The sequence below is a fragment of the Psychrobacter fjordensis genome, from assembly GCF_904845995.1.
Lineage (GTDB): Bacteria > Pseudomonadota > Gammaproteobacteria > Pseudomonadales > Moraxellaceae > Psychrobacter > Psychrobacter fjordensis.
In genome coordinates this window covers 437,110-452,038 of the sequence record NZ_CAJGYP010000001.1, presented here as the reverse complement: position 1 = coordinate 452,038, position 14,929 = coordinate 437,110, and the positions used below count along the sequence as shown (strand labels likewise).

The 14,929-nt window shown below is 41.4% G+C and carries 10 protein-coding genes; 3 read left to right on the top strand and 7 right to left on the bottom strand.

Going from position 1 to position 14,929, the window contains the following annotated elements; all coding sequences use genetic code 11:
• Window positions 1–152: 152 nt before the first annotated feature.
• Together JMW61_RS01915 and JMW61_RS01910 are read right to left on the bottom strand one after the other, a co-directional pair.
• Window positions 153–701 carry a protein disulfide oxidoreductase gene (locus JMW61_RS01915; protein WP_201548971.1) on the bottom strand — a complete coding sequence of 183 codons (549 nt, stop codon included), beginning with the start codon at window positions 699–701 and terminating at the stop codon, window positions 153–155.
• Between the two features lie 122 nt (window positions 702–823).
• Window positions 824–2,461, bottom strand: coding sequence for a carbon-nitrogen hydrolase family protein (locus tag JMW61_RS01910; RefSeq protein ID WP_110921712.1), 1,638 nt, complete (start codon window positions 2,459–2,461; stop codon window positions 824–826).
• 738 nt (window positions 2,462–3,199) lie between these two features.
• On the opposite strand from JMW61_RS01910, the gene JMW61_RS01905 reads away from it, so the two are divergent.
• The gene (locus JMW61_RS01905; RefSeq protein ID WP_201548969.1) at window positions 3,200–3,829 is read left to right on the top strand and encodes a BLUF domain-containing protein; all 630 of its coding nucleotides are present in this window, start codon (window positions 3,200–3,202) and stop codon (window positions 3,827–3,829) included.
• 121 nt (window positions 3,830–3,950) lie between these two features.
• Here the strand turns inward: JMW61_RS01905 and JMW61_RS01900 are convergent, their stop codons facing one another.
• Entirely contained in the window at window positions 3,951–5,393 is a 1,443-nt protein-coding gene (locus tag JMW61_RS01900) for an FAD-binding oxidoreductase (RefSeq protein ID WP_201548967.1), read from the bottom strand.
• 410 nt (window positions 5,394–5,803) lie between these two features.
• Here JMW61_RS01900 and serA point away from each other — a divergent pair, with 410 nt between their 5' ends.
• Window positions 5,804–7,030 (top strand): phosphoglycerate dehydrogenase, encoded by a 1,227-nt coding sequence (gene serA, locus JMW61_RS01895; protein ID WP_197215919.1) that lies wholly within the window; start codon window positions 5,804–5,806, stop codon window positions 7,028–7,030.
• A gap of 209 nt (window positions 7,031–7,239) precedes the next feature.
• Here the strand turns inward: serA and trhO are convergent, their stop codons facing one another.
• Window positions 7,240–8,298, bottom strand: coding sequence for an oxygen-dependent tRNA uridine(34) hydroxylase TrhO (gene trhO / locus JMW61_RS01890; protein ID WP_201548965.1), 1,059 nt, complete (start codon window positions 8,296–8,298; stop codon window positions 7,240–7,242).
• A 384-nt stretch (window positions 8,299–8,682) separates the two neighbouring features.
• Here trhO and JMW61_RS01885 point away from each other — a divergent pair, with 384 nt between their 5' ends.
• Complete coding sequence (locus JMW61_RS01885; protein WP_201548963.1) at window positions 8,683–11,907, top strand: Eco57I restriction-modification methylase domain-containing protein; 3,225 nt, start codon at window positions 8,683–8,685, stop codon at window positions 11,905–11,907.
• An 83-nt stretch (window positions 11,908–11,990) separates the two neighbouring features.
• On the opposite strand, the gene JMW61_RS01880 is transcribed toward JMW61_RS01885, so the two are convergent.
• The 3 genes from JMW61_RS01880 to metX form a co-directional block, all read right to left on the bottom strand.
• Window positions 11,991–12,572, bottom strand: coding sequence for a tetratricopeptide repeat protein (locus JMW61_RS01880; RefSeq protein WP_201548955.1), 582 nt, complete (start codon window positions 12,570–12,572; stop codon window positions 11,991–11,993).
• Between the two features lie 340 nt (window positions 12,573–12,912).
• Window positions 12,913–13,530, bottom strand: coding sequence for a methionine biosynthesis protein MetW (gene metW, locus JMW61_RS01875; RefSeq protein WP_110921706.1), 618 nt, complete (start codon window positions 13,528–13,530; stop codon window positions 12,913–12,915).
• Window positions 13,527–14,903 (bottom strand): homoserine O-acetyltransferase MetX, encoded by a 1,377-nt coding sequence (gene metX / locus JMW61_RS01870; RefSeq protein ID WP_227687402.1) that lies wholly within the window; start codon window positions 14,901–14,903, stop codon window positions 13,527–13,529. Before metX ends, metW begins: the two co-directional genes overlap by 4 nt.
• Window positions 14,904–14,929: the final 26 nt, after the last annotated feature.

Genomic DNA, 14,929 nt, shown 5'->3' with positions numbered 1-14,929 from the left:
GATAGGGTAAAAAGAGCTGGTCCATTTCCCCCTAACTTTAGCAAAAATCAATCATGCCTATCAGCCATATATCTTCTATTAAATCATACGTATTAGAATATTGATTATCTATTTGTTACGATCACATGAACTGTTTACGTACTAATTAAGCATTAAAAAATAGACGATAACCACAGCCGTAATTTTAATGACCAAAGTGGCTGAATCCCCGTCAGTCCTTGCGTCATCTCACCATCTTTTAGAATGACATAGGAGGGTGTGACTTGTCCTTGCCAATCATCAAAGATATAACCCTCTTGGTCATTTACCGTCGTAAACTTAAAGTCTTTTTCGGTCAGATAATTCTGCAACTCTTGGTTAGACCCTGATTGGACGGCAATAGTAACGACAGGATAGTTATTTGCGGCTGCCAGCTTGTTTATCGTTGGAGAGGTGAAGCTACAGACTGAACACCACGTACCCCAAAAATATACCAGTGTCGGCTGCTCGTGACTCAGCGCGGTTAAATCAACCGCTTGCCCTTGATAGTCCATCAATTGCAACTGAGGATTGGCTGGCATGACGGGTTGTCGCCACCAGTTGACCGCTGTATAAATCACGACAAACATTAGACCATATAACAGCACTGTCTTAACGATGGACAGTATTTTTTTCTTTGGTGTTTGTTTAGCAATGTCTTTTTTTAAGGTATCAGTCGTCATAGTGGCGGCTTTTTTGTCCTATGTATTTTTGGTAGATAAAAATAAACGGCTGAAATATCAGCCGTATTATTCACAAATTTGAGTACATGGTTGTTAACAGGTGGCTTCTCTCACCTACTTGATTAAGGCTTTTGGGCGCGGTCCTGTAATGGATTGCCTATGAGTACGCTGCCTGAGTTTTCGCGGCGTTCTTCATCAGTCAGTTTACTGGCTGGAATTTTGGCTTTCTTTTTCCATTTTAGACTGAATAAGTCGTCACGGCGATCAATCAGGTTATGAACTGAGCCTTCGTTACGCACATGGGTAAGTTTGTCTAGGTTCAAATCAGAGAAAAACACCATTTCAGTGTTGGCCGTGGTTTCGGCCATAATTGCATCATGTGGGAATGCAAAATCTGATGGTGAAAAAATAGATGACTGAGCGTACTGAATATCTAGGCTTTCTACCTGCGGTAAGTTTCCAACTGAGCCACAAATCATGACGTAGCACTCGTTTTCAATCGCGCGTGCTTGGGCACAATGACGTACACGTAAGTAACCGTTCTTCGTGTCTGTCCAAAAAGGTACGAACAAGATATCCATGTCATCTAGCGCTAAGAGACGAGCAAGTTCTGGGAATTCAACATCATAGCAAACTAAGATACCAATGCGACCAGCGTCTGTATCGAACACCTTAACTTCATCACCGCCTTCGATAACCCAAGCGCTACGCTCATGTGGCGTGATATGGATTTTGCGCTGCTCTTCAACCGTACCATCACGGCGGCACAGGTAGCTGACGTTATATAAGGTGTCATCTTCATCTAGTAACGGCATAGAGCCACAGATGACGTTTACGTTGTAGCTGACCGCTAGATGCGATATCTCGTTTTTGAACCACTCAGTATATTCTGCCAAAAATCGAATGGCAATGTTTTGATCCGTTGACTCACATAGACCCATTAATGGCGCGTTGAAAAACTCTGGCAAGCAGGCAAAATCTGAGTTGTAATCAGCCATGATATCGACAAAGAACTCGACTTGTTGTAACAGCTCTTCAGGCGACTCTACTTCACGCATCTGCCACTGAATACCACCGATACGTACCTCAGACTTACGCGTATTTGGCTTGTAGTCTTTTGGCTCGTAATAAATATTGGCCCACTCAAGCAGGGTGGCGAAACCTTTAGACTGAGCATCATCTGGCAAATAAGCAGTTAGGATACGCTTGACGATAAAGCCGTTCGATAATTGGAAAGACAGCGCAGAATCATGGATTTCACGAGCTGCGACGGCATCGATATAGTCGCCAGGGGTGAGGTCTTGATGATTATGATAGTTAGGAATACGACCACCGGCCAAAATAGCGCGGAAGTTCAGCTGACGACACAGTTCTTTGCGCGCATCATATAATCTACGTCCTAAGCGATAGCCACGATATTCTGGATCAATCAAGGCATCTAGACCATAGATAGCGTCCCCTTCTGGGTTGTCTCTAATAATCTCTTTTTGACCAATCAAATCGTCATAAGTATGTGGGTTAGAAAATTTGGCATAATCCACGCGCATAGAGAGAACGATACCAATCAGCTGATCATGATCAAACATTGCAATCTGCCCTTCAGGAAAGGCATCAATCAAAGTATGGATAGTGGTTTTTGACCATGCGCCGCCTAAATTGACATAAACACGGTCCATCAATTCTTTTAATTGAGGGTAATCTTTTTTCTTGATCTCAGCAATCGTTAGGTGAAGATCATCTAGTTTTTCTATCTTGCTCATAATGTTCCTGTTTTAAATATTTATGGATGTTAGTCATAGCTAATAGGGCAGCATGATATCGTAAATTCTGTATTGACCTGATACGTGGTCAGTCTGGCCGAGTTTACTATTTGTAGTATTTTAACTCGCCTTCCTTGTATATGGATTATCTGAATCGAGTTTAGCAGTCACGTTGGCAAGTTTTTATATAAAAAAGTGATAAAAACATTCCAATCGCAAAACATTACCGTTACAATAATTTATCATTGTATTTACAATAAGTTATGCGTGTATTTTATCTTATTCTGCCTGTTAAATTCAGCGTCGCCAAAGTGGTTTTTAAAGTTGATATCGCTTAAAAGTGAATATAGGAAGTCACAAAATTTTTGTGTGACTATCTTCACTATCGTTTATTACTATTTTCAGGTAGTGCGTATGAAGAAAACCTCATATTGATTCGATATCACTTTTATATATAGTTGAATTGAAATAATTTCGATACAAGGAAACCGAGTGCAAGCTATACATTAGTATGGTTAGCGAGGATGACAATGTAGCGGATTTATATGGATTCGACTATAGCATTTCTTAGTAGCTTGAAGTCGTTCGTTATCATAGCAAGCTACACAAGCAATGACAGTCTAACGTGGTAACTATTTGCTACGTTTTTGTGAGTCAGTATCTTTTTTATTCGGGCATCATTTTCTTTTGCTTATTTCGTTTAGCCTTATTTAAACGGCTTTTTAGGATTGTTTTATTATGCCCTTAAGTCACACCGATAGAATCAGTACGTGGGACGAGATAGAAGACTCAACTCTGGTCCAATTGGTTTATGTCAGTAGCCTGACGATTGCCTCACGCTTAAGCGCCTCTATATTTGACGAAGTAGAAAGCCATGCACGTGACTATAATCAGCAGCACGGCATCACAGGTACGCTATGTTATGGTAGTGGTCACTTTTTGCAATGCATCGAAGGTGAGAAGGCTCACGTATATGCATTAAAGCAACGCATTTTTGCAGATAGTCGCCATAAAGATGTTGAGGTGCTACTCTTGCAGACCATAGAACATCGCAGTTTTGCCGATTGGCGTATGCGTTTGCTGTTTTTGGAACGTTGGTTATGGTCACCAGCGACCAAAAATCAGGCCACGCAATTGTCACCGTATTTGCCATTCGCACCGCATGGCTGGTCTCCTGATCGTACTGAGCAATTTCTGCATATCATAAAAACCTTCGACAGTCCGCCACATGTGAAAGCCGCAGGTATTACTTATAATGCACTGGGTAATATGTTTCGCCATATCGTGGCCCCGCATCAAGCCTTTTTGATTATTCAAGGGTTTTTAAGCGTATTGCTTGTGGTGGCGCTGATACTACTATATTTATAAATTATCGCTTTTATAAGCCAAAAAAAAGACGCTAACCTTCATGGTTTAGCGTCTTTTTTATTGAGGGTAGGTTAAACGTTTAAGATACCCTCAATCTCGTGAGTAATCAGCCCATTACGTATTACATATCAAAAATCTTACCGCGGTTCATGATATTGTTTGGGTCAAAGACTTTTTTGACCTCTCGTAAATAATCAATCTCTGTCTCGCTGCGACTATAACTCAGATACGGTTTTTTCGTCATGCCCACGCCGTGCTCAGCAGATACCGAACCGCCATATTTTTGTACCGTCTCAAATACATACTTATTGACAACCTGACACTCTGCAAAGAAATCATCTTTGTTCATGTTTTCAGGCTTTAAGATGTTGAGATGCAAATTACCATCACCGATATGACCGAACCAGCACACTTCAAAGTCAGGGTAGTTGCTACTGACGATATGATCAATCTCAGTGATAAACTCAGGTACATGACTAATTAGGACAGATACATCGTTTTTATAAGGGGTAAATACTGAAATGGTCTCAGAGATATACTCACGCAATTTCCACAGCTCTTCAGCCTGTGCAAGGCTCTGACTCATGACACCATCGATGACCCAACCTTGCTCCATGCAGTGCTCAAATATGGCCATAGCCTTGTCCATAATTGGCTCATAAGGCGCTTCGAACTCTAGTAATGTATAGAACTTGGTGCGTGATTCAAATGGCTCTTGTACTTGACCATGTGCCATCAGCTTGTCAATCGCGACATCATCAAAGAACTCAAAAGCAGTTAAATCAATCTTAGCTTGAAAGGCAGAGAGCACATTCATCACATCATCAAAACTGTCCATGCCTAGCACCATGACGTTTAAGTCTTGTGGCTGACGTTCCAGCTTGATTTGCGCATGAGTGACGAGGCCAAGGGTACCTTCGCTACCGATGAACAATTGGCGCAGATCATAACCGGTGGCATTTTTCACCATACCGCGGTTGAGGTGCAAGATATCACCTTTACCCGTGACAACGGTCAGGCCCATAATCCATTGACGGGTCATGCCATAACGAATGACTTTGATACCGCCTGCGTTAGTACCGATATTGCCACCGATTTGACTAGAGCCTGCTGAGGCAAAATCAACAGGATAGTACAAGTCTTTAGACTCTGCGAATGCTTGCAACTGCTGAGTGATGACACCGGCTTCGACTTCAACTATTCGATCGGCTGGATAGAACTGTCCGATACGGTTCATCTTATCCATACTGACGACAATCTCACCATTAGCGGCGACTGCGCCAGCTGATAGACCAGTACGACCACCACTTGGTGTTAGGACGACATTGTGCTCATTGGCAAGTAGGACGATAGATTGCACTTGCTCAGTAGTTTTCGGAAAAACAATGGCAGCAGCAGCGGGCGCAAAATGCTTGGTCCAGTCTTTGCCCCAATGCTCTAAGCTCTCAGCATCAGTTTTGATTTGGCTAGCGTCAAACTGATGAGTCTCAATCAGAGTACTTAAAATAGTTTGGACAGCTGCGGTTTGGGTTTCAGATGTGCTTTGGCTAGATAAAGAAGTCATGGTCAGATCTCGGTATAAACAAGCGCTATGTATAAAGGGGATTATTATATCGCTAAATTGATAGAAACATACTTATCATAACTGTAGTGACTTACGCATTGTTGTGACAGCCGCACTTTTAGATAAGTGTGTTCAACTCAGTAGGCGTTGGTGATTATGGTAATTATAGAGCGATATGATGGCATGTGCATGCACAAGCGTAAATAGTATAGTAAAGAAACTATTTAATAAACATTGAAGGATATAATTCACTATAGCATAAAAAAAATTCAGGATAGATAATCAATAATTCATCTAATCTGCTAACATCGGCGTCGAATTTTGTGTAAGATATCTAGACTGTTTTCGTTTCATCCATCATAGATTATCGCGCAGATAATTTTATAAGACAATTATAGGACAGTTCCCACATGGCGTTATCACTACAAAAAGACAAAATCCGGTTTTTATTGCTTGAAGGTCTACATGCCAATGCTCTAAAAGTATTGGAAGGCGCTGGCTATCATAACATCGAAAATATCAGCCAAGCTTTAGATCAAGATGAGCTCATTGAAAAAATTAAAGATGCCCACTTCATTGGTATCCGCTCGCGTACTCAGCTGACACGTGAAGTGCTTGAGCATGCACACAAACTGATTGGTATTGGGTGCTTCTGTATCGGTACCAACCAAGTAGATTTGGAAGCAGCTCGCGACCTAGGTATCCCTGTCTTTAACGCGCCATACTCAAACACCCGCTCGGTGGCTGAACTGGTATTGGCTGAAGCTATTATGCTGTATCGTGGTATCCCTGAAAAGAACGCCACCGTACATCGTGGCGGCTGGGGCAAGTCTGCGACCAACTCACATGAAGTACGTGGCAAAACCATCGGTATCGTTGGTTACGGCTCTATCGGCTCACAACTGTCAGTATTGGCAGAAAGCTTCGGCATGAAAGTCATTTATCATGATGCAGTGACCAAATTGCCACTAGGTAATGCCGTGCAAGTAAGTAACTTAGAAGAGTTATTATCAACTGCCGACATCGTGACATTGCATGTGCCTGATGTACCAAGCACGCGCTATATGATGAAAGCTGAGCAGTTCGCACAAATGAAAGAAGGCAGCTACTTCATCAATGCCGCACGCGGTACTTGCGTAGAGATTGATGACTTAGCCGCTGTGCTAGAGTCTGGTAAAGTATTGGGCGCCGCGATTGACGTGTTCCCGAAAGAGCCAAAATCTGCTGACGAAGAGTTCGAATCACCACTACGTAAGTTTGACAATGTTATCCTGACGCCGCACATCGGTGGCTCAACGCAAGAAGCACAGGCTAATATTGGGTTAGAAGTAGCGGATAAATTTGTTCGATATTCTGATCAAGGTGATACGGCGACAGCTGTTAACTTCCCAGAAGTATCTGTTCCGTTCAAAGAAAATTCGCATCGTCTGCTGCACATTCACAAAAACGTACCGGGCGTATTATCACAAATCAACCGTCTGTTCGCTGAAGCGCATATCAACATTCTAGCGCAAAGCTTAATGACCGAAGGTGATGTTGGTTATCTGGTGATGGATGTGGATTATAACGATTCAAGTGCCGCTTTAGATCAGCTAAAAGACGTAGAAGAAACGATCCGCGTACGTATCTTATTCTAGTATAGTCAATCCACTATAAAAGCGTTACAGCGTTAACCTCGCTTGAAGTATTGCATATACATCTGCACTCGGTTGCCTTGTACCACTTTTAAATTGGATCAATTATATCAGCGTTGATTGTTGCGATAAGCACTGATAATTGTCATAAAAAAAGAGAGTGCTCATTTAATTGAGCACTCTCTTTTTTGTCTAGCCTAAAGTAAAACTGGTTATCTCTTTTTGGCTTGATTTGCTGCATCAGCTAATCGTTGTGCTTCAACCTTAGCGGCTTTGCGTTTCTCTATCACATCTATTACGTCGCTGCCGATATGCGTTTCACCACGTTTTTTGGCCAATTGCATTTGGTGTTCACGTTCACGAAAGCGCGCCTTTTGTTCGTCAGTCGCTTTATCGATACAATGCGGGCATGACTCGCCTTTAATGTAAGCACTGCTTTGCATCTCTTCCTGAGTAATAGGCATGCGGCATGCGAAACATTGCTCGTAGCTGCCTTTTTCTAAGTTGTGATTGACCGATACACGGTTGTCAAAGACAAAGCAATCACCTTCCCACATAGAGTCGCTAGCAGGCACTTCTTCTAGATATTTTAAGATACCGCCTTCTAGATGATAAACCTCTTCAAACCCTTGTTCACGCATATAGGCGGTAGATTTTTCACAGCGGATACCACCTGTGCAAAACATGGCTACTTTTTTATGCTTAGCCGGATCCATCTCTTTTGCCACGTATTCTGGGAACTCACGGAAGGTCTCAGTATTTGGATTGACAGCATTTTTAAAGGTACCGATTTGTACTTCGTAATCGTTACGAGTATCGATCAGAATGACATCAGGATCAGAGATTAGTGCATTCCAATCGCTTGGTTTTACATAGCGGCCGACCGATTGCAAAGGATCAATGTTTTCGACGCCCATAGTGACGATTTCTTTTTTGAGCTTCACTTTGGTGCGATAGAATGGCTGCTCATTGGTATACGATTCTTTAAAGGTAAACGTGCCAATCGCTTCAATACTACGCAGATAGTCAAGGACAGTATCAATACTTTGACGCGTGCCAGAAATCGTACCGTTAATACCTTCAGCGGCAATTAACAAAGTGCCTTTGACGTCGTTATCGAGCATGGTATTTAAGATTGGCTCACGGTATTGCTCAAAATCACTAAAGCGAGTGAACTTATAAAGTGCGGCAACGACAATATTATTGGTCACGCTATCGTAAGCAGGCGCTGATTTGTTGTCAGTTGTAGTAGGGCTGTGAGTGGTACTCATGTTTTTCTCCTGCTGGCTAGGTCGTAAACCTAGTGCGTTGGGTTAACAGTCTGGTTCAAACAAACACGCTGTTGTGTCATCCTCGCTTGATGTACTTTGGGTACAATCTGCGCTCGGATTCCTTATATCGCATTCATTTGAAATAGACTTTGTCAGTTAAAATGGGTAATAACACTAGTCTAATTGTGGAATTAAATAATGCGCGCGTAGTGTAGCAAATTTTAGATGGGTTTTGAATATTTTAAAAGTTAATAGCATCGTTAAGCGTATACATAACTCATTAAGTGATCTGCTTTAAGCAGTAATAGTTTTTAGACATTTATCTAATGAGTGTAGCTTGCTATAGTAGACGTTTGCTCATTATTTTATTGTAAAGGCGCTCGTATGTCTCTATTCCAATCTATCATTATCGAAAAATATGTCCGTGAACTTGATAACACTCAATTAGAGGCAGCATGGCAGACTTACAGCCGTTGTTTTTTAAACTTATCTAAACAAGACAACATCCGTCTAAGTAAAGAAGAGCAGTATCAAGAGGGCTTTTTGCGTGACTTATTTGTCGATGTCTTTGGTTACACGCTAAATCCTAATCCTAGCTATGACATAACGACAGAATTCAAAAACCAAACGGGCAGTAAAAAAGCAGATGGTGCGATACTCAAAGACGGTCATGCTATTGGCGTGATTGAGCTAAAAGGTATGAATACCACAGACCTTAGCAAAATTGAGCAGCAAGCCTTTGGTTATAAAAATAATCAGCCAAAGTGCCGCTATGTCATTACGTCTAACTTTCAAAAGCTGCGCTTATATATCGATAATGCGGTCGAGTTCATTGAGTTCAATCTGTTCACCTTGACCCAAGACGATTTCGCATTACTATATTTGCTACTGCATCGTGATGGCATCATGGATGATTTGCCTGCCAAGCTAAAGTCGGCATCTCTATCGCAAGAAGAGGCGATAACTAAGCAGCTCTATAAAGATTACTCAGTATTTAAGCGTGAGCTATTCGCTGACTTGACTGCTAACAATCCTGATATCGATGCATTAATATTATTTCAAAAGTCACAAAAATTACTCGATCGGCTACTATTTATTTTCTTCGCTGAGGACAGTCATCTGCTGCCTGCCAACTTTGCAAAGGGAATCATCAGCGAATGGGAGCAGTGGAAATCGCTAAAAATGACTGTGCCTTTGTACGATAGGGTCAAAGCTTACTTTGGTTATTTGGATAAAGGCCATAAAGATGAGTATAGCGAGATATTCGCCTACAACGGTGGACTGTTCCGCACAGATAGCTTGCTCGATAGCGTTATTATCAGTGATGAAATACTACGCAGCCATATTCTCACATTGTCAGAATATGACTTCGATAGTGAGGTAGACGTCAATATCTTAGGTCATATCTTTGAAAACTCATTATCAGAGCTTGATGAGGTAAAGGCGCAGCTGACAGGTGAGGTGGTAGATAAATCTCAGACCAAACGTAAAAAAGACGGGGTATTTTATACCCCGAAGTACATTACCAAATATATTGTTGAAAATACGGTCGGCAAGTTATGTGAAGATAGAAAGGTAGTGCTTGCTTTAAATGAAGAGGACTACCAACTAGACGTTACTCTTAATAAGAGTGGCAAGAAACGTAAGAAAACGGATAAGAGAATTGCAGAGGAAAAGGAGGCGTTAGATCGACTACATGCTTATCGTGATTGGTTATTACAAATCACGATTTGTGATCCCGCTTGTGGTAGTGGGGCGTTTTTAAATGAAGCATTAAACTTCTTAATCGCTGAACATGAATACATCGTTGAGCTTGAGACCAAGTTATTCGGTAGTGGTCTAGCTTATCCTGATATCGAAAACAGTATTTTAGAAAACAACTTGTTCGGTGTCGATATCAACGAAGAAAGCGTCGAGATTGCTAAGCTGTCACTGTGGTTACGGACAGCGCAGCCACGACGTAAGCTGAATAATCTGAATGATAATATCCAATGCGGTAACTCACTAATCGATGATCCCGCAGTCGCAGGTGATAAAGCCTTTAATTGGCAAGCAGCGTTCCCACAAGTCTTTGCAAAAGGTGGCTTCGATGTGGTGATTGGTAATCCACCTTATTTGAGGGTTCAAGGTCTAAAATCACATTTTCAAAATGAAACAGTTTATTATGAAAAGAATTTTGAAAGTGCAACTAGACGATATGATATATATTCACTTTTTATAGAAAAATCTTCAAAGATAATCAACAATGAGGGGATTATTTCTTTCATTCTACCTCATAAGTTTTTAGTTGTAGAAGCAGGTCATGGTGTAAGATCTTTTCTTGCTAAAAAACGTTTAGTGCATTCCATAATACATTTTGGAGAGGAATCAGTGTTTTCTGATGCATCTACCTATACTTGTATAATCAACTTAACGTTAGATCAAAAAAACACTCTCTGTTTCAAAAATATTAGTCCTACAGAGCTATTCGATGAGAAAGTATACAAAGACGTTGATTATTCTGATTTAGATGGCAATAATTGGAATTTAATTGATCGTAGTAAAACTACCTTAATTAGCAAGCTGTCTAAAGAGAACTACTTTCTGAAAGATGTGTTCAGCTCGATAGGAGCGGGTATTGATTCTGGAGTTGATGACATTTTTATTTTATCTGGTGAGATAAAAGGTGATTACTTTGAAGGCTATTCTGAACAGTTGCAAGAGAATGTAAAGCTAGAAGCTATTGTTATGAAGCCAGTATCAAAGGGTGAAGATATAAAAAAGTATAGTAGTCCAAGTTCCAATAATTTTATGCTCTATCTTCATTATCATAATGGTAAGAAAACAGTTCCATTTGAAGAAGATTTCATTAAGAATAATTTTCCATTAGTTTTTGACTACATGATTAAATTCAAAGAGGAGATGATTTCTAGAAAAATTAGAAAAAAGACTAATCCGAAGTACTGGTATAGTTTGCATAGATCTAGAGATATATTGACTTTTCAAAATGAAAAAATTATGACTCCTGAAATATCATATGGTACGAATATGATTTTCGATGAAAAAGGATTGTTTCATAACACTAAAGTTTATTACTTAGTAAAGAACGAAGATAATTTAGAAAGTTATAAATATTATTTAACTATACTTAATTCTTCGATAATGTGGTTCTTTTTAAAGACTACAGGATATGTTTTAAGAGGTGGATATTTTACTTTTAAAACTAAATTTTTAGAACCTTTTCCGCTGCCTAAAGTAGCTAGCATGGAAAATCAGCTATTGTTATCAGAGAAAGCCGATCTAATGTTATCGCTAAACGAGCAGTTGCAGGAATTAACAAGCAAGTTTATCCGCACCTTGCAGCGCAAATTTGAGATAGATAAATTAAGTAAAAAGCTAGAAAGCTGGCATGAGCTGACTTATGCAGAATTTATCAAAGAGCTGGGTAAAAAGAAAATTAAAATGAGCTTGGGTGATGAAGCCGAATGGGAAGAGTATTTCTTAGCCGAGAAGACCAAAGCACAGCAATTCATAGCAGAAATTGAACGTACCGACCGTGAGATAGATCAAATGGTTTATCAATTATATGACTTAACCGATGATGAGATTGCCATTATAGAAGCCAGTTAGTTTAGATATTTATCATCATCCAAACACAAAAAATCCAGCTCAAAGGCTGGATTTTTTATTCGCTAAAATAAATAGCTATAGAGTTACTTACTCTGGAACCACGTATCTGCTTGGCTACGGGCACTAGCAATGTCTGAGCTTGATAAGTTCAATGCCAACTGACCAATTTTACCGCGAGCTTTGTTACGTACTTTTTCATCTAGCATGCCATCACGGGCAGCCAAGTCATACCATTTATAAGCATCGACCAAATTCTTTTGCTTTTCATCTAACAAAGCAAGCGTATAGCTGGCACGGTTATCACCACGCATGGCGGCTTTTTCTAACCAACCACGGGCTTGTTGTAGATTAGGCTGTACGCCTTCACCACGCAAATACATGATAGCCAAATTCAACTGAGCAGGAGCAACACCTTGCTGAGCTGCTTTGGTATACCACTGAATGGCCTGTTGAGTGTTTTGTGCAACACCTTCACCTTTCTGTAAGCGCTTGGCTAAATAGAACTGAGCGTGATCATTGCCTTGTGCAGCACGACTGGATAGCTCGCTGATTGGCATTAGCTCAAAACGTGACGTATCAAGTGGTACGTTTGATATTAACTCAGCGTTGGCAAGACCTGCACAAGAGAACAATGCAGTAAACAACGCAGCTTTTAATAATTTCATAGCAGCTCCAAAATTAGGCAGTTAATAAGCAAAAGAGTTGCACCGCTAAAGAGGTTTAGACGGTGATAACAATTAGGGGGCATCCAGCGCGACTAACTGACCTAATTATTAGCAATATATTTAATGTTTGAGGGTTGGTTAACCTTAATTGACACGATAAACGGTCGGAATTAGGGCGTGGCCAACATTATTTTGCTAGCTTAACACCCAAGTTTACGAAACTCAAATACTAATTACCTAAGTTAACGGTAATTTACCCAATATTCTTTGTAACAAAATCATACAGTTACTCAGATATCAATATTTTTAGGCTAAGAATCAAACATCTGCATCGATAATATTAATCTGATGTACGTTTAGTCACTCTGTAAATTGCGACGTCTGCTAACAGGTTAGGAGCTTGTCGAATCAATGCTTTCATCAGTGGCGTATGGCCTTTTTCAGAATCACTGACGGCAAAGCGATTGACGATATGAATGTCATGCTTGGCACAGAGCTGCTCAAAATCTTTAAACGTACACAGATGAATGTTTGGCGTGTTGTACCACTCGTAAGGTAGCGCTTCTGATACAGGCATCATGCCTTTCAGCCCTAGATGCAAGCGGTTTTGCCAATGGGCAAAGTTAGGGAAGGTGATGACGGCTTCGCGGGCAACACGTAGCATATCAAGCAATAGCACATCAGGTGATTTCACTGCTTGCAGCGCACGGGCCATGACGACGGTGTCAAAACTGTTATCAGCGAAGCGAGCCAGACCATCATTGAGGTCTTGCTCGATAATAGACAAGCCTTTTGCGATGCCATCGTTGATTTTTTCTTCGTCAATCTCAAGTCCGTAGCCAGTCACGCCGCGATTTTGTTGGAGATGAGCGAGTAATTCGCCATTACCACAGCCTAAATCTAATACATGCGAATGCGGGGCAATCCAACGCTCAGCCAATTGATGATCCATTCTCATGAGCGGTCTCCTGTGGCAGTACTTTTGCCAGAAATAAACGGTGCAGTTAAAAACCCTCTAACCGCACCCATATAACGTGGAATATCGAATAAGAAAGAATCATGGCCATGCGGCGCATCAACATTGATATAGTTGACGGGTTTGCCAGTCGCCATCAGTGCATCGACAATCTCTTGTGAGCGCTCCGGTGCAAAGCGCCAATCAGTAGTAAATGAGACCACTAGGTATTGGCATTGAGTATGAGCAAAGGCCGCTTTGAGTGCAGACAGCTCTTGCTGACGATCAGATTCAATATCTTCAATCGTCGCTACTGCATCTTCTAGCTCAACTTGCGTACTGTTCTTACTAGATTCGACGGAAGCCGCGATTGAGTCTTCAAGTTGTACTGCTGATTCTGTGGACTCTATCGTATCTGTTGCTGCAACTGATGGGCAGTCACGTGTTGGGTGACCTTGTATTGGATAGTCACGCGTCGGATCAAAATAATCTAAGGCTTTAGTCATGAGCAAATAAGTATTGGCATCAAAGTTTTCGCTAAAACGTTCGCCTTGATAGCGTAAATAGCTTTCGACTTGGAATTCAACATCGTAGCCATACATAAACTTGCCGGATTTTAGATCACGACCAAATTTCGCCTTCATTGCATCATCGGTCAAATAGGTAATATGGCCAACCATGCGCGCCAATATCAGCCCGCGACGAGGGTAGGTGCCTGCTTGTAAGTAGCGACCATCTTTGAAGTCAGGGTCAGACAATATAGACTGACGTGCTACTTCATTAAAGGCGATATTCTGTGCAGAGAGCTTTGGCGTACTAGCAATGACGACACAGCGTTTGAGTCTCTCTGGATAATCAACCGACCACTGTAGTGCTTGCATGCCGCCCATGGATCCGCCAACGATGGCGTGCCATACGTCAATGCCGAGACGATCTGAGAGCATGGCTTGCGTTTTTACCCAGTCTTTAATCGTGACGAGTGGAAAGTCAGGGCCATAAACCGGCGGTTCATTGCCAGTGCTTTCGTCATCTGCTCTGATGCTATCAGGATTAAGCGTCGTTGGACCTGTCGAGCCAAAACAGCTGCCGATGTTGTTCACGCAGACCACATAAAATCGATTGGTATCGATGGCTTTATTAGGGCCAATCATATTATCCCACCAGCCCGCCTTTTTATCATCGGCACTATGCAATCCTGCCGCATGATGGCTACCAGATAAGGCATGGCAGATAAGTATGGCGTTTGATTTATCGCTATTGAGCGTGCCGTAAGTCTCGATTATTAAGTCGAATGAGGGCAAGGTGCGATTACACTCTAAGGTCAATGGCTCAGCGAAATGAAAAATCTGGGGCGTGACGATTCCGACTGAGCCCACCGTGCCAGCTGCACTGGTTGAGTCAA